Source organism: Dermatophilus congolensis (assembly GCF_900447215.1).
Taxonomy (GTDB): Bacteria; Actinomycetota; Actinomycetes; order Actinomycetales; family Dermatophilaceae; genus Dermatophilus; species Dermatophilus congolensis_A.
In genome coordinates this window covers 2,385,179-2,401,819 of record NZ_UFYA01000001.1, presented here as the reverse complement: position 1 = coordinate 2,401,819, position 16,641 = coordinate 2,385,179, and the positions used below count along the sequence as shown (strand labels likewise).

Sequence of the window (16,641 nt, the reverse complement as noted above, 5' to 3'; positions counted from 1 at the left end):
GCCACGTTGTTGTGGCGGGCCGCTGGTGTTTGGGGGGTTGGTTATGTGGGGTTGTTGTTTGTGGTGGGGGTAGGGACGTCGTTTTTGAGTGCTACGGAGCGAATCCAGGTGTAGGCGGCGACGATGATGATGGCGAAGAGGGCGACGCCGATGATGTCTGCGACGGGTTCGAAGCTCTTGGGAAGGATGGCTAGTGCATCTTCATTGTTGGTGGTGGCGACGATTCCGGCGAAGAGAACTCCGAAGAGGGATTCTCCGACGATGAGGCCGGTTGCCATGAGGACGCCGAGTCGTTTGGCGCTTTCGGGGTTTCCTCGGCGTTCGGCCCAGCGGTCGTAGATCATTCCCAGGAGTGCACCGATGGGGATCATGAGGGTGAGGCTGATGGGTAGGTACATGCCCATGCCTGTGGCAAGTGGCGGTAGTGAGAGACGGTTTTTGCTGGTAGCGCGGAGTGTTTCGTCAATGATGACGACTGCAACGCCTAGCGCGGCTCCCAGTCCGATGTGTCCCCAGTTGAGGTCTCCACCGAGGACGCCTTTGGCGAGGGTGGAGATGAGGGAGGCTTGGGGGGCGGCTAGGGCGTCTGGTCCGGCTCCGGGGGCTCCGACGAATCCGAAGCTGGTGTTCATGATGTGGAGGATGGGCGGGATGACTAGGGAGCCGAAGGCGACGCCGATGATGAGGGCGACTTGTTGTTTCCAGGGGGTGGCTCCAACGAGTTGTCCTGTTTTGAGGTCTTGGAGGTTGTCGTTGGAGATGGTGGCGACGCCGAAGACGATGGCAGTGGTGAAGAGGGTGTAGCCGACGAGGGCTGCGGTGGTGTCTCCGGTGCCTGCGCCGTGGACGGTTTTGATGAGTAAGGCGATGGCGATGGCGACGATGATGCCTACGCCGGAGATGGGTGAGTTGGATGCGCCGATGAGGCCGGCCATGTAGCCGCAGACGGAGGCGACGAAGAGTCCGATGATGAGGATGAAGAGGATGGAGGTGATGATTAGGCCGGTTGCGTTGTCTTGGAGGGGGGTGCCGCGGGTGAAGAGCCACAGGATCGCGCCGATGGGGAGCATGGAGGCCATGGTGACGGTGGCGACGAGTTTGATGGGGATGTCGCGTTCGGTCAGGGGTAGTTCTTCGCCGAGTGCGCGGGCGTTGCTGGCTGCGAGGGCTCCTGTGATTCCTTTGATGATGGGGCCGATGATTTTCAGGAGGGTCCATAGGGCGGCGACGGCCATGGCGCCGGCGCCAATCATGCGGACGTCGTTTTTGAAGACGTGTTGAAGGGTGTCGGCGAGGGGCTCGTTGCCTGCGTTGGCGATGGCTTCGGGGCTCAGGATTGGTAGGAGGATGCCGTGGGAGGTGATGAGCCCGATGATCATGGCGATGCCGACGGTGATGCCGACGAGGTGGCCGACGCCGATGAGGGCCAGGGAGAGGCTGCTTCCGATGATGGTGCCGCCTGATCCGATGCGGATGGTGCGGGAGATGGATTCGGAGACGAGGCGGAGTTTGCCGAGGAGGATGTACCCCATGGCGGAGAGTGCGCCGGCGCTGATGACGGTGAGTCCGCGTTGGTTTTCTTGGGCTCCGGAGGCGGTGTCGCCGACGCGGAGCACTTCTGCTGCTGCGACGCCTTCGGGGTAGGGCAGGTCGGAGCCTGTGACGAGGGCGCGTCGTAGGGGGATGGAGTACATGACGCCGAGTACTCCGCCGAAGAAGCAGACTGCGGCGGTTGTCCAGTAGGGGAAGCCGGACCAGTAACCGAGCATGACGAGGCCGGGTAGGACGAAGATGATGGCGGAGAGGGTTCCTGCGGCGGAGGCGATGGTCTGGACGATGTTGTTTTCGGTGACGGTGTGGTCAGCGAAGTAGCGCAGGATCGCCATGGAGATGACTGCGGCGGGGATTGAGGTGGCGAAGGTAAGGCCGACTTTGAGTCCGAGGTAGACGTTGGCGGCGGTGAAGACGAGGGTGATGATGCCGCCGATGATGATGCCGCGGAGGGTGAGCTCTTTGGCCGTGGGGCCTGTTGTTGGTGTGTGGGTGGTCACGTGGGTGGCCTTCCTGGTGTGTGGCCTGTTGCTGCTTGTTACGTATCGCTGTCCTGGTTTGTGACGGGTTGTCTTTTGGGTCTGCGATTCGGGAGTTCACTGTACTTGTGCTGGGGTGGTGGGTTGATGTTTGGGGACATGGGCCAGGCGGGCCGCGGCTGTGGGGTGGGGTGGGGGCGGCCCGCCTGGTTGGGTGGTTTTTAGGCGCCGATGTTCATGTCGTCGGGGTCTGGGCCGGAGCGTTTTCCTTGGTCGAGGGCGTTGATGGCGTTCATTTGTTCGTTGTTGAGTTCGAAGCTGAAGAGGTCGAAGTTGGTTTCGATGCGGGTGGTTTTGACGGATCGGGGGATGACGATGGATCCGATTTGGAGGTGCCAGCGCAGGATGATTTGGCCGGGGGTGACGTTGTGTGCTTGGGCGATGGAGGTGATAGTGGGGTCGTCGATGATGTTGAGGCGTGCGCCTAGGGGGGACCAGTCTTCGGTGATGATGTCGTGGGCGTCGTGGTAGGCGCGCATGGGGTTTTGCGTGAGGTAGGGGTGGAGTTCGATTTGGTTGATGGCGGGTAGTTCTCCGGTTTCCTCGGCGAGGCGTTGGAGGTGGTGTTCTTTGAAGTTGCATACGCCGATGGCGCGGGTTTTTCCGCTGTCGCGTAGTTCGATGAGGGTTTTCCAGGTGTCGACGTAGGCGTCTTTGGCGGGGGTGGGCCAGTGGATGAGGTAGAGGTCGACGTAGTCGGTGTCGAGTTTGCGGAGGGATTCTTCGAGGGCTTTTTTGGTGGTGTGGGTGCCTTGGGCGTCGTTCCAGACTTTGGTGGTGAGGAAGATTTGGTCGCGGGGTATGGGGGTTTGGCGTAGTGCGCGCCCGACTGCTTCTTCGTTGCCATAGATGGCGGCAGTGTCGATGCTGCGGTAGCCGGTGTTGAGGGCGTGCAGGACGCAGTCTGTGGCGTCTTGGTTGGGGACTTCCCAGGTGCCGTAGCCGAGTTGGGGCATGGGGATGGTGGTGTTGCCGGCTCGGAGGTTTTTGGTGGGGGTGGGGTTTGTCATGTTTCTTGTCTACTCCCAGTGGCGGCGTTTTGGGGGGAGGGTTGGGGTGTGGTGGGGATGGTTTTTGGGTGGGGGTGGGGTTAGTGGGTGTTGGTTGGGGTGAGGGGCAGGGCACGTTTGTGTGCGGTGCGGGTGTACCAGTTGGTGATAGTGGTTTCGGCGTGGGGGGGGATGGTGTGGCCTTCGAGGTAGTCGTCGATGTGGTCGTAGGTGACGCCGAGTGCGGTTTCGTCTGGGTTGAGGGGTTTGTCTGTTTCGAGGTCGGCGGTGGGGATTTTGTTGATGATGTGTTCGGGTGCGCCGAGGTGGTGGGCGATTTGTCGGACGCGGCGTTTGGGTAGGCCGGCGAGGGGGGTGAGGTCGCAGGCTCCGTCGCCGTGTTTGGTGTAGAAGCCGACGAGTGCTTCGGCGGCGTGGTCGGTGCCGATGACGAGCATGTTGTGGGCTGCGGCGATGGTGTATTGGGCGATCATGCGTTGGCGGGCTTTGATGTTGCCGCGGATGAAGTGGGGGTTGGTGAGTTGGGTCATTCCGGCGTGGGTGCAGGTGTTCCACATGGCGTCGGTGGCGGGGGCGATGTCGACGGTGAGGGTTTGGTCGGGGTTGATGAAGGTGAGGGCATCTTGGGCGTCTGGTTCGTCGGCTTGGGTGTTGTAGGGCAGTCGCATGGCGATGAAGGTGGCGTCTGTGCCGGTGTTGCGGGTGCGTTCGACGGCGAGTTGGCATAGGCGTCCGGCGAGGGTGGAGTCGATTCCGCCGCTGATTCCTAGGACGTATCCGCGTGCTTGGGTGTGTTGAAGGTAGTTGGTGAGGAATGTGATGCGTTTTTCGGCTTGTTCGGCGGGGTCAAATGTTGCTGGGTTGGTTACGTGGAGTTCGTTGATGATGTGTTGTTGGAGTTCTTTGTTTTTCATGTTTTTTATTTCTGGTTGGTGGTGTGGGGTTTTAGTTGTTGGGGTGTATTTCTTTGGGGATGGCGATAGCGCGTTTGAGGATTTTTCCGGTGCTTCCTTTGGGGATTTCTGTGGTGAACCAGATGTGGCGAGGGACTTTGAAGGGGGCTAGGTGTTTGCGTACGTGGTCGCGGAGTTCTTGTTCGTTGGTGGTGATGTTGTCGTGGGTGGTGATGGCGGCGATGATTGCTTCGCCGCGTGTGGGGTCGGGGATGCCTAGGACGGCGCATTCGGCAACGGCGGGGTGGGTGTAGAGGGTGTCTTCGATTTCGCGGGGATAGACGTTTTCGCCGCCGACGATGATGAGGTCTTTGCGGCGGTCGACTATTTCGACGTATCCATCGTGGTTGATGCGGGCGATGTCTCCGGTGCGGAGGGTGCCGTTGTGGAGGGTTTCGTTGGTGGCTTGTGGGTCGTTCCAGTAGCCGCGCATGACTGCATGCCCGTGGACTGTGAGTTCGCCGGCGTGGCCGGTGGGTAGTGTTTCGCCGGTTTCGGGGTTGATGATGTTGATGGTGATTCCGGGTAGTGGGGTTCCGACGCTTCCGGGGCGGTTGTGTGTGCCTTGGTTGAGTAGGACGACGGGTGAGGTTTCGGAGAGTCCGTAGCCTTCGATGATGGGGAATCCGAGGGTGTGAGTGAGGCGGTCGTGGAGTTCGGGGGCTAGGGGTGCGCCGCCGCTGATTCCCCATTTGATGGTGTTGAGGTTGTAGGTGTGGTTGGGGTGGTTGTGGACGAAAGCGAGGGCGTTGTACATGGATGGGACTGCGGTGATGCAGGTGATGGCGTGTTTGGTGATGAGGTTGAGGGCTTGGCGGGGGTTGAAGTGGGGTTGGAGGATGGTGTGTGCGCCGGTGGCGAGGACGACGTTGAGGCAGACGGTTTGGCCGAAGGCGTGAAATAGGGGCAAGGAGCCGAGCATGGTGTCGTTGGGGGTGAGTTTGATGATGTCGGCACAGATGGTGGCGTTGGTGACGAGGTTGTTGTGGGTGAGCATCGCGGCTTTGGGTGTGGATGTGGTGCCGGATGTGAAGAGTAGGACTGCGAGGTCGTTTGTGCTGCGGTGGGGGTAGGTGGTGACGGGTTTGGTGGTGTTGAGGTAGGTGGTGGGTGGTTGGCCGGGGGTGATGGTGATGGTGGGGGTTTGTGTGTTGTGGGCGGCTTGGTGGCTATTGGGGGTGTCGGGGCGGGTGATGAGGAGGGCGGGGGTTACGTGGCGTAGTTGTGCTTCGATTTCGGTGGTGTGTAGGGCGGGGTTGAGTGGAACTGCGATGGCTCCTGCGCGGAGGGTTCCGTAGTACCAGTCTGCGAATTCGACGGTGTTTGGGATTGATAGGACGATGCGGTCGTCGGGTTTGATGCCGGCGTTGATGAGGTGTTGTGCGATGGTGTCGGCGCGTTCGCCTAGTTGGGTGTAGGTGAGGGTGGTGGTGTTGTCGCTGAGGGCTGGGCAATCACCGTGTGTCGCGATGGTGTTGGCGAGCATCTCGGTGAGCGTCATGGGTGTTCCCTTCATTGGCGTGGCGCTTCCGGTTCCAGAATGCCGCATTTTATGTGGTTGTTTTGTTGGGAGTGCGGGGGTGCGCTGGGGTGGGATGTGGCGTATTTGGCGTGGGTGGGGTGGTGGTCTGGGTGGCTTTGATGGTGGGGGGTGGGGGATGCTGGTGATCGTATTTGTGTCTTCGTTATGGAGGTTTTGGCAGTGAAGTATGTGCCGAATCGGGTTGTGCTTATTGGTACGGGCGCTGTGGGAATGGCGTATGCGTATGCAGTGGTAAATCAGGGGATCTGTGAAGATCTTGTTTTGATTGATTTGAATGAGACTAAGTCGCGTGCCGATGTGTTGGATTTGAACCATGGCGAAGCGTGGGCCCCGGCGCCGGTACATGTGACTTTTGGTGATTACAGTGCATGTAAAGACGCAGCCATGGTAGTTATTTGTGCTGGTGCGGCGCAGAAGCCTGGTCAGACGCGTCTTGATTTGATTGACACTAATTTGAAGATTTATTCGAGTGTTGTTTCTCAGGTAATGGCTTCTGGGTTTGACGGTATTTTCTTGGTGGCTACGAACCCTGTCGATATTTTAACTTTTGCTACGTATCGTTTTAGTGGCCTGCCTCGTGAGCAGGTTTTGGGGTCGGGTACTACGTTGGATACTGCTCGTTTGCGGTTCCACTTGGGACGTCACTTTGAGGTGTCGACCGCGAATGTACATGCGACGATCATTGGTGAGCACGGCGATTCTGAGTTGCCTGTGTGGAGTTCAGCTTCGGTTGCAGGTCGTTCTTTGAGTCGTCAGTTTAAGAATGATCCACAGTTGAAGTCGGACTTGGATGAAATTTTTGAGCGGACGCGGAAGTCTGCTTACGAGATTATTGATGCGAAGGGTTCGACTAGCTACGGAATTGGCATGTCGTTGGCTCGGGTGACGCGTGCGATTTTGAAGAATGAAAAAGCGACGATGCCTGTGAGTGCAATTCTTGATGGTGAGTATGGGCAGGAAGGCGTGGCTGTTGGTGTGCCTGCCATTTTGTCTCGTGGTGGGGTGAAACACATTGTGGAGTTGGACTTGGATGAGGAAGAGCGCGCCGCTTTCGAACAGAGTGTGAATATTTTGAAGACTCACTACGATGAGGCAACTCACGCAGAATAAAAGAAGAGTTAAGGGGGTGAGGGGTAAAGCATCTGATGCTTTACCCCTCACCCCCTTAACTAGTGTTTTTGGGTATGAGGAAAGGGCCTGGAACAATGTTCCAGGCCCTTTCCATTACATATATTCCGGCGGTGACCTACTCTCCCACACCGTCCCCAGTGCAGTACCATCGGCGCTGAAGGGCTTAGCTACCGGGTTCGGAATGTAACCGGGCGTTTCCCCAACGCTATAACCACCGAAAAACCAACAGAACCAATCAGAAAAACATCCTTCATGATCCCGTAGGGCTGATGCCCCAAGAACCGCACAGTCGACGCGAACAAAACTCTTAAAAGTGTGTATCAAGCCATCGGCCAATTAGTACCAGTCAGCTCCACACATCACTGCGCTTCCACACCTGGCCTATCAACCCACTCGTCTAGTGGGAGCCTCACACCTCGCAAGGAGGCATCGAGATCTCATCTTGAAGCACGCTTCCCGCTTAGATGCTTTCAGCGGTTATCGCTCCCGAACGTAGCCAATCAGCCATGCCCTTGGCAGGACAACTGACACACCAGAGGTTCGTCCATCCCGGTCCTCTCGTACTAGGGACAGCCCTTCTCAAATCTCACACGCGCGCAGAGGATAGGGACCGAACTGTCTCACGACGTTCTAAACCCAGCTCGCGTACCGCTTTAATGGGCGAACAGCCCAACCCTTGGGACCAACTCCAGCCCCAGGATGCGACGAGCCGACATCGAGGTGCCAAACCATGCCGTCGATATGGACTCTTGGGCAAGATCAGCCTGTTATCCCCGGGGTACCTTTTATCCGTTGAGCGACCGCGTATCCACTAACCACGGCCGGATCACTAGTCCCGACTTTCGTCCCTGCTCGACACGTCCGTCTCACAGTCAAGCTCCCTTGTGCACTTACACTCAACACCTGATTACCAACCAGGCTGAGGGAACCTTTGGGCGCCTCCGTTACCTTTTAGGAGGCAACCGCCCCAGTTAAACTACCCACCAGGCACTGTCCCTGAACCAGATCATGGTTCGAAGTTAGACATCCAATACGACCAGAGTGGTATTTCAACAACGACTCCACACACACTAGCGTGCATGCTTCACAGTCTCCCACCTATCCTACACAAGCCGCACCGAACACCAATACCAAGCTATAGTAAAGGTCCCGGGGTCTTTCCGTCCTTCTGCGCGAAACGAGCATCTTTACTCGTATTGCAATTTCGCCGAGCTCATGGTCGAGACAGTAGAGAAGTCGTTACGCCATTCGTGCAGGTCGGAACTTACCCGACAAGGAATTTCGCTACCTTAGGATGGTTATAGTTACCACCGCCGTTTACTGGCGCTTAAGTTCTCAGCTTCACCCCGAAAGGCTAACCGGTCCCCTTAACGTTCCAGCACCGGGCAGGCGTCAGTCCGTATACATCCACTTACATGTTCGCACGGACCTGTGTTTTTAGTAAACAGTCGCTTCTCCCTGGTCTCTGCGGCCATCACCCCTAGACAGAAAAGTCTTCAGGGCTCCGGCCCCCCTTCTCCCAAAGTTACGGGGGCATTTTGCCGAATTCCTTAACCATGATTCACTCGATCGCCTCGGTATACTCTACCAAACCACCTGAGTCGGTTTAGGGTACGGGCGGCTCACACCTCGCTAGAAGTTTTTCTAGGCAGCATAGGATCACCCTACTTCCCCCAAAAGGGGTCATCATCACACCTCAGGACACACCGGGCGGATTTACCTACCCGGCACCTCACATGCTTGAACGTGGACAACCATCGCCACGCGGAGGCTACCTTCCTGCGTCACTCCATCGCTTACCTACTACCAAATTGGATCACGCACTCAACCCGCAAACAACCCCGAAGGGCCATAAGCAAGCATCACACGCTTAGCATCAAAGGCCTCAGTATTGGCGGTGTTTCGCCGGTACGGGAATATCAACCCGTTATCCATCGACTACGCCTGTCGGCCTCGCCTTAGGCCCCGACTTACCCAGGGCAGATTAGCTTGACCCTGGAACCCTTGGTTATTCGGCGGACGGGTTTCTCACCCGTCATTCGCTACTCATGCCTGCATTCTCACTCGTGTAGCATCCACCACTGGATCACTCCGCAGCTTCACACGCTACACGACGCTCCCCTACCCAACTTTCGTTGCCACAGCTTCGGTGGTGTACTTGAGCCCCGCTACATTGTCGGCGCGGAATCACTTGACCAGTGAGCTATTACGCACTCTTTCAAGGATGGCTGCTTCTAAGCCAACCTCCTGGTTGTCACTGCAACTCCACATCCTTTTCCACTTAGCACACGCTTAGGGACCTTAGCTGATGATCTGGGCTGTTTCCCTCTCGACTACGAAGCTTATCCCCCGCAGTCTCACTGCCACGCTTCACTTACCGGCATTCGGAGTTTGGCTAACGTCAGTAACCTGGTAAGGCCCATCAGCTATCCAGTAGCTCTACCTCCGGCAAGAAACACGTGACGCTGCACCTAAATGCATTTCGGGGAGAACCAGCTATCACGGAGTTTGATTGGCCTTTCACCCCTACCCACAGCTCATCCCCTCAGTTTTCAACCTAAGTGGGTTCGGTCCTCCACGACGTCTTACCGTCGCTTCAACCTGGCCATGGGTAGATCACTCCGCTTCGGGTCTAGACCCCGCGACTCAAACGCCCTATTCAGACTCGCTTTCGCTACGGCTACCCCACACGGGTTAACCTCGCCACGAAGCACTAACTCGCAGGCTCATTCTTCAAAAGGCACGCTGTCACCCCACAAAGAGGCTCCAACGGATTGTAGGCACACGGTTTCAGGTACTATTTCACTCCCCTCCCGGGGTACTTTTCACCTTTCCCTCACGGTACTAGTCCGCTATCGGTCACCAGGTAATATTTAGGCTTATCGGGTGGTCCCGACAGATTCACACAGGATTTCACGGGCCCCGTGCTACTCGGGAAACGCACACGGAGTACACGCCATTTCGTCTACGGGGGTCGCACCCTCTACGCCACGCCATTCAAGACGTTTCGACTATGACACGTATTTATCACTCCGCCGCACCATGTCAGTGGTGCACGCACGATCCCACAACCCCGATCACACAACGCCTGACAGCTATCACATGCAATCGGTTTAGCCTCATCCGCTTTCGCTCGCCACTACTCACGGAATCACTATTGTTTTCTCTTCCTGCAGGTACTGAGATGTTTCACTTCCCCGCGTTCCCTCCACACACCCTATGTGTTCAGGTGTAGGTGACTGGACATGACTCCAGCCGGGTTTCCCCATTCGGAAATCCTCGGATCACAGCCTGTTTATCGACTACCCGAGGCTTATCGCAGATTACTACGTCCTTCATCGGTTCCTGGTACCAAGGCATCCACCGTGCGCCCTTAAAAACTTGACACACAAAGAATCAGATGCTCGCGTCCACTGTGCAGTTCTCAAAACACCAGCCCACACCCGAATCCAAGTAGAAAACCTACCCGTTTTCGAGAGAGGCACATTCGTAGAGTTACCAGCTATACGGCCGATACCTCAAAACCCAACAACGCGCCAAACGTGACCTAACCGAAACTGTCTTTGTTTCCACGCTCATACGTCTCAATAAAGAAACAGAAGCAGTACTCCAAAACCAAAAACAGGTAAGCCACATAATCGATGTTCCACCCATGAGCAACACCCCAGTTCGTACACTCGACGAACATAAAGGGTGCCTCTATTAAGAGGGGCTCCTTAGAAAGGAGGTGATCCAGCCGCACCTTCCGGTACGGCTACCTTGTTACGACTTAGTCCCAATCGCCAGTCCCACCTTCGACGGCTCCCCCCACAAGGGTTAGGCCACCGGCTTCGGGTGTTACCAACTTTCGTGACTTGACGGGCGGTGTGTACAAGGCCCGGGAACGTATTCACCGCAGCGTTGCTGATCTGCGATTACTAGCGACTCCGACTTCATGGGGTCGAGTTGCAGACCCCAATCCGAACTGAGACCGGCTTTAAGTGATTCGCTCCACCTCACGGTATCGCAGCACTCTGTACCGGCCATTGTAGCATGCGTGAAGCCCAAGACATAAGGGGCATGATGATTTGACGTCATCCCCACCTTCCTCCGAGTTGACCCCGGCAGTCTCACATGAGTCCCCACCATTACGTGCTGGCAACATGCGACGAGGGTTGCGCTCGTTGCGGGACTTAACCCAACATCTCACGACACGAGCTGACGACAACCATGCACCACCTGTACACCGACCAAAAAGGGGAGTACGTCTCTGCACTTTTCCGGTGTATGTCAAGCCTTGGTAAGGTTCTTCGCGTTGCATCGAATTAATCCGCATGCTCCGCCGCTTGTGCGGGCCCCCGTCAATTCCTTTGAGTTTTAGCCTTGCGGCCGTACTCCCCAGGCGGGGCGCTTAATGCGTTAGCTACGGCGCAGAATCCGTGGAATGGACCCCACACCCAGCGCCCAACGTTTACGGCATGGACTACCAGGGTATCTAATCCTGTTCGCTACCCATGCTTTCGCTTCTCAGCGTCAGTAATGGCCCAGAGACCTGCCTTCGCCATCGGTGTTCCTCCTGATATCTGCGCATTTCACCGCTACACCAGGAATTCCAGTCTCCCCTACCACACTCTAGCCTGCCCGTACCCACTGCACGTCCAGGGTTAAGCCCTGGATTTTCACAGCAGACGCGACAAACCGCCTACAAGCTCTTTACGCCCAATAATTCCGGACAACGCTCGCACCCTACGTATTACCGCGGCTGCTGGCACGTAGTTAGCCGGTGCTTCTTCTGCAGGTACCGTCACTTTCGCTTCTCCCCTGCTGAAAGAGGTTTACAACCCGAAGGCCTTCATCCCTCACGCGGCGTCGCTGCATCAGGCTTTCGCCCATTGTGCAATATTCCCCACTGCTGCCTCCCGTAGGAGTCTGGGCCGTGTCTCAGTCCCAGTGTGGCCGTTCACCCTCTCAGGCCGGCTACCCGTCGTCGCCTTGGTGAGCCGTTACCTCACCAACAAGCTGATAGGCCGCGAGCACATCCCCCACCGAAAAAACTTTCCACCAAACCTCATGCGAGGAAAGGTCATATTCAGTATTAGACCCCGTTTCCGGGGCTTATCCCAAAGTGAGGGGCAGATTACTCACGTGTTACTCACCCGTTCGCCACTAATCCACCCAGCAAGCTGGGCTTCATCGTTCGACTTGCATGTGTTAAGCACGCCGCCAGCGTTCGTCCTGAGCCAGGATCAAACTCTCCAAAAAGAAATCACGCCCACGTACACGTAACTAGAGAACTAGTTACCACGAACGCAGGAAAATCCTGGCCGAAACAACACTGACAATTAATGTCACTACATTCTTTATAGCGACTATTGTCCGAATTGACTTCAACCAACAAACAATTGGCATCGATTATTCATGGCACGCTGTTGAGTTCTCAAGCATCGGACGCACACGACTAAGAAACTCTAGTACAAGAATTTCCCCATCAGAGGCAATCGACTATCTTCGACCAGCGCTACTTAAGCGCTTGAGCCGAGAAGCAATCTTACCAGGCCACTCAGCTCGGTGCAACTTCCCGCTTTTCTCGAAGGTAACTTCGAAGCGAGACTAGCCACAGCCGAGAAGCCGTTCCTGTTCTTCCCTGCCGGGCGAACAATCACTACTCTAGAGTGACCTAGCGGTGAACACCAAATCGCAAGATGCGACTTTTTTAACGACGCGGTGGCACAGAACATGCCAGCCCCCTGTGCGTCGTTCTATCCCAAGGTGCACACGACCTGGAGCGATCTCGATAGCTAACTCGTGAATCCTGCCTACCTACAGCGATCACTACTGCATGGCCATCGATCACTTCCCACCAGCACCCCTACCCCAGCCACTCACGTTTCACCAGCTTCCACAGCTACCCACCCCAAAAAGGTCAGCAAGATGCCTGCATGATCAGAGACAGCAACGTCGTCATCATCGGCGGGGGCATCGCGGGAGTGACCCTTGCAGAAGAACTGCGCAGACATAAATATTCAGGCCCCATCGTCATCATCGAAACCGGGAAACTTCTCTACGACCGACCACCCTTGTCAAAGGAATATCTACTAGGCCACGTACCAGAAACGCAGCTAGCGCTGTGACCAAAAGAGTGGTTCGCTACAAACAAAATCCGTTTACTCACCCAAACTCACGTCACTGCGCTAGAAAAAATCACGTCAGGCTCGCAGACGGAACACACCTCGCTTGTGACATCGCCGTCCTCGCCACTGGCGGGACAGCCCGCCCCGCTTCACAGTCTCAACACACACTCACCTTTTTCCACTCTCTCCGCACACTCGAAGACGCCCGGCGGCTGCAACCATATCTCGGCAAAGACCGACACATATCCCATTACTGGCGCAGTTCTGATCGGTGCTGAGGCCGCTTCCCCAGCAAGCGCAACTGGAACTCAAGTCACGCTTGTAGACCCCACCCTCCCTCTCGAAAATCTTCTGGGAACCACCATTTCAACCTGGCTACATAAACAACACGCCCAAGCCGGTGCTCACCTCATCCACGGGCGCGTAACCCACATAACCACTTCAGACACCCACATCACCGCTGACATCCACGCAAACGACAACACCACTTATTCCATCACCACCGACATCGCAATCACCTGCATAGGGTTCACACCTGAAACAACACTCGCAGAAAAAGCAGGAATAGCCACCAATAACGGCATTATCGTCACCCCCAATCAACGCACTAGCTGCCCCAACATCTGGGCCATCGGCGGCTGCACCCGACTCTCCGCCCCCAACGGAACCTTGTTACATCCAAACGAACACTGGGAAAGCGCCATACACGACGCCATACGAGCAGCAGCTGACATCACAGGAATACCACCACCACAAGAACAAAGACCCTGGTCCGGGACAGACCGAGACGGCTACCACATAGAGATCACAGGCGATCTACACCCTCATAATCCATCCACCGCACACATCACACGAGGCACATTCGGCGGACCACCCTTCACCGTCTTCGCCGCAACCCATGGAATTCTCACAGGCGCCATATCCGCCAACAACCCCGCACAAACCGGGCTGCACGTGGTCTAATCCACCGCCAGGCACACATCGCACCCGAAAGACTCATTGACACACACCACGACCTGAGCAAGTATGCCCGCCCCTCGCCTAATAACTAGAGGACCCCAAGACCGATCAGAAATTTGTCGCCATATTGGTGAAGCGGCTGAAATGCCCCTGGAAAGCCACCGTAATCGTGGCAGTAGGACCATTACGATGCTTTGCCACAATGATGTCAGCCTCACCTTCACGCGGAGAGTCTGGCTCATACACGGACTCTCGATGCAACAACATCACCATGTCAGCATCCTGCTCAATCGAGTTATGAACTGCTATCCCATCAGCAACAAAATTGTGGGCTCCCACTACCGTGGCATCAAAAACCTCTTCTTCCCCACACAGCTCAATGCCCGTGACTATTTCCCAAGCCACATCATTTACTGCCTCAAGATCCATATCGACCGCATCAAGCACTGATACAACTCGCCCAAGAGGTGCACTCACCCCCACCTTCGTCGAAACAACAGGATCTTCGCCTTTCAAGACCTCAGCTACCTCACCCCACAACGGCAACTGCCCTGGGCCAGGATCCCTCGCACCAGAAACATCACGCACAATCTCTAGCAACCGCCCAGCGTCATCAGCTGCCGGACCCTCAATACCTACTTCCTGCAAAAAACGCCGCTGCGAATCCACACCCACCACGTCTAATACCCACCCAGACTCATCGCCAGAAATCACAGTCTCAATCCCGAAACGCAACAACAGCCGCGACACCGAATCCAACGACGAACGCTCATCTGCAAACGCAAAAATCTCACCCCCTGGATTCGTATCGGACAAAGTGACTCCACCCGAACAGGAAAAAAAGGATCGGCAGAATAGCGCAATCTGACGCTTAGGCAACGAAAAAACCGCAGCAGGCACCAAAGCATCCACATGACCAGAAACAACCACAGCTAGATCAACTACCTCAGCGTCCTGCCAAGAGGCATCCACCACTTCTGGCGCAGGAACATGCCGCGGTACCGCAATCCGCTCACCCGACACCAACTTCCCCAACGATGACCAACCTGAGTATGTCAAAAACGGGTGATTTTCCGTAGCACGAATCGTCTTACCGCTCGATGTCGTTAACCGATACACAGGCTTAATTCCCGTGGAAAAGACATGTGTCATCGGCCGCACCACATAACGACACTTGTCATCTAACGCCCATACCGGCACATCTTTCGCACCCGAAGCAAATAAATACCCCAGTGTGACTTCAGCACCAGTATCAGCACGAAGCACTCTCGTATCAGCAGTTAAACAACCTGATTCGCGCAGATCACTTACCTGAGGCTTCTTGTCCTGACGTTGCTCCGGGCCACGGTTCAACTGTGACAACGCAATAACAGGAACCTCAATTTCTTTCGCCAACAACTTCAATGCACGCGAAAACTCCGATACCTCCTGCTGACGCGATTCCACCCGCTTGCCAGAGCTCATCAACTGCAAATAGTCAATAATCACCAACTTGAGGTTGTGCCTCTGCTTCAACCGTCGGCACTTTGCACGAATTTCCATCAACGACATGTTGGGAGAGTCATCGATAAACAGAGGTGCCTCGGAGACCTCTCCCATCGTCCGAGTCAGCTTTACCCAATCCTCATCACGCATCGTGCCCTTACGCATGTGCTGAAGCTGAATCCCAGCCTCCGCAGACAAAAGTCGCATTGTGATCTCGTTGCGACTCATCTCCAACGAGAAAACCACAGCAGCCAATCCATTATGAATAGCCGCAGCCCGAGCAATATCCAAGGCCAATGTAGATTTACCCATCGCAGGCCGGGCAGCGATAACGATCATCTGTCCGGGATGCAGACCATTCGTCAATTCATCTAAATCAGTGAACCCCGTAGGAACGCCGACAAGCTCACCACTCCGCCCTGAATTGTTATCGATTTCATCCGCTGCAGCCTCAAGCAAATCACCAAGAACTACATAATCTTCGCCGCCACGCTTATCTGCTACGGCATACACCTCGGCTTGAGCAGCGTTGACGATCTCCTCGACATCCCCACCCTCTTGTCCATAACCAAGTTGAACGATCTTAGTTCCGGCATTCACAAGCCGACGAAGAACAGCACGCTCAGCGACAATCTCGGCATAGTACGAGGCATTAGCAGCGGTCGGTACAGACGAAATCAACTCATGTAGATATGACTGGCCACCAATACGCGCCAAGTCATTACGCTTCCCAAGTTCGTCCGCGACGGTAATAGCGTCTGCAGGTTCTCCTCGACCATACAGGTCAATGATCGCGTCATAAACAATCTCATGGCTGGGCCGATAGAAATCAGCCCCTTTGACCACCTCAATACAGTCAGCAATAGCATCCTTGCTAAGCATCATGCTGCCAAGCACGCTCGACTCTGCATGCACGTCTTGAGGAGGCAAACGATCCGCATCACCTGTCGATGCGGTATCAAAAGCAGACTCGCCCACCTTGGACAACGACACAACCACCCTCCAAACCACGGCGGGGAACAACCGCCCCCGTCAACTTAGGCGCACAATCCACACCCGTTCAAGCACGCAACATCACAAACCACCCACAGCTGTGGAAAAGACTGTGGATACCATGTGGAGTAACGGCAGCTTTCGGTGCACATAATGTGGATGTCTGTGGGACAAACATCTGACTTAGACGAAGTAACAACGCATTCAAGTGCATAAATGTCCCCAAAAGCTTGTGGGAAACATAAATACAAGAATTTAAGACTGAACTTCGATGCTGGCGTGTCTTTCTCTATACCTGCCTTGAAGCCCCACAAGCATTGCATCTTATCCACAGGGCATCAACAGCCTCCTACCCCAGGACCCGTC

General features: G+C 55.7%; 8 protein-coding genes and 3 rRNA genes. 3 read left to right on the top strand and 8 right to left on the bottom strand.

Annotated features, from left to right (window positions below; genetic code table 11):
- Positions 1 to 41: 41 nt before the first annotated feature.
- From DXZ77_RS10530 to DXZ77_RS10515, 4 genes are all read right to left on the bottom strand, one after another.
- Entirely contained in the window at positions 42 to 2,051 is a 2,010-nt protein-coding gene (locus tag DXZ77_RS10530) for an OPT family oligopeptide transporter (RefSeq protein WP_115032035.1), read from the bottom strand.
- A gap of 200 nt (positions 2,052 to 2,251) precedes the next feature.
- Positions 2,252 to 3,100 carry an aldo/keto reductase gene (locus DXZ77_RS10525; protein ID WP_115032033.1) on the bottom strand — a complete coding sequence of 283 codons (849 nt, stop codon included), beginning with the start codon at positions 3,098 to 3,100 and terminating at the stop codon, positions 2,252 to 2,254.
- An 80-nt stretch (positions 3,101 to 3,180) separates the two neighbouring features.
- The gene (gene nadE / locus DXZ77_RS10520) at positions 3,181 to 4,014 is read right to left on the bottom strand and encodes an NAD(+) synthase (RefSeq protein WP_115032031.1); all 834 of its coding nucleotides are present in this window, start codon (positions 4,012 to 4,014) and stop codon (positions 3,181 to 3,183) included.
- A gap of 31 nt (positions 4,015 to 4,045) precedes the next feature.
- Complete coding sequence (locus DXZ77_RS10515; protein ID WP_181816123.1) at positions 4,046 to 5,554, bottom strand: class I adenylate-forming enzyme family protein; 1,509 nt, start codon at positions 5,552 to 5,554, stop codon at positions 4,046 to 4,048.
- Positions 5,555 to 5,740: 186 nt separating this feature from the next.
- Between DXZ77_RS10515 and DXZ77_RS10510 the strand changes: the two genes are divergently transcribed.
- On the top strand, positions 5,741 to 6,706 hold the full coding sequence (locus DXZ77_RS10510; protein WP_115032027.1) for an L-lactate dehydrogenase: 966 nt from the start codon (positions 5,741 to 5,743) through the stop codon (positions 6,704 to 6,706).
- A gap of 123 nt (positions 6,707 to 6,829) precedes the next feature.
- Here DXZ77_RS10510 and rrf read toward each other — a convergent pair.
- The 3 genes from rrf to DXZ77_RS10495 all read right to left on the bottom strand — a co-directional run bounded on the left by rrf (position 6,830) and on the right by DXZ77_RS10495 (position 11,968).
- Positions 6,830 to 6,946: ribosomal RNA gene (gene rrf, locus DXZ77_RS10505) — 5S ribosomal RNA — on the bottom strand.
- Between the two features lie 97 nt (positions 6,947 to 7,043).
- Positions 7,044 to 10,114: ribosomal RNA gene (locus DXZ77_RS10500) — 23S ribosomal RNA — on the bottom strand.
- A 333-nt stretch (positions 10,115 to 10,447) separates the two neighbouring features.
- Positions 10,448 to 11,968: ribosomal RNA gene (locus DXZ77_RS10495) — 16S ribosomal RNA — on the bottom strand.
- Together the 16S, 23S and 5S rRNA genes form the textbook arrangement of a ribosomal RNA operon.
- Positions 11,969 to 12,645: 677 nt before the next feature.
- Here DXZ77_RS10495 and DXZ77_RS10490 point away from each other — a divergent pair.
- Both DXZ77_RS10490 and DXZ77_RS10485 read left to right on the top strand, forming a co-directional pair.
- Positions 12,646 to 12,837: an FAD-dependent oxidoreductase gene (locus DXZ77_RS10490; protein WP_115032025.1), complete on the top strand. Its 192-nt coding sequence runs from the start codon at positions 12,646 to 12,648 to the stop codon at positions 12,835 to 12,837.
- A gap of 105 nt (positions 12,838 to 12,942) precedes the next feature.
- Complete coding sequence (locus tag DXZ77_RS10485) at positions 12,943 to 13,800, top strand: FAD-dependent oxidoreductase (RefSeq protein WP_181816122.1); 858 nt, start codon at positions 12,943 to 12,945, stop codon at positions 13,798 to 13,800.
- A 105-nt stretch (positions 13,801 to 13,905) separates the two neighbouring features.
- Here DXZ77_RS10485 and dnaB read toward each other — a convergent pair whose 3' ends face one another.
- Positions 13,906 to 16,275 carry a replicative DNA helicase gene (gene dnaB, locus DXZ77_RS10480; protein ID WP_115032022.1) on the bottom strand — a complete coding sequence of 790 codons (2,370 nt, stop codon included), beginning with the start codon at positions 16,273 to 16,275 and terminating at the stop codon, positions 13,906 to 13,908.
- Positions 16,276 to 16,641 lie beyond the last annotated feature (366 nt).

Bases quoted from the DNA above. Each gene is read 5' to 3' on its own strand.
- DXZ77_RS10525 (WP_115032033.1), bottom strand. From the start codon at position 3,100: ATGACAAACCCCACCCCCACCAAAAACCTCCGAGCCGGCAACACCACC.
- nadE (WP_115032031.1), bottom strand. From the start codon at position 4,014: ATGAAAAACAAAGAACTCCAACAACACATCATCAACGAACTCCACGTA.
- DXZ77_RS10515 (WP_181816123.1), bottom strand. From the start codon at position 5,554: ATGACGCTCACCGAGATGCTCGCCAACACCATCGCGACACACGGTGAT.
- DXZ77_RS10510 (WP_115032027.1), top strand. From the start codon at position 5,741: ATGGAGGTTTTGGCAGTGAAGTATGTGCCGAATCGGGTTGTGCTTATT.
- DXZ77_RS10490 (WP_115032025.1), top strand. From the start codon at position 12,646: ATGATCAGAGACAGCAACGTCGTCATCATCGGCGGGGGCATCGCGGGA.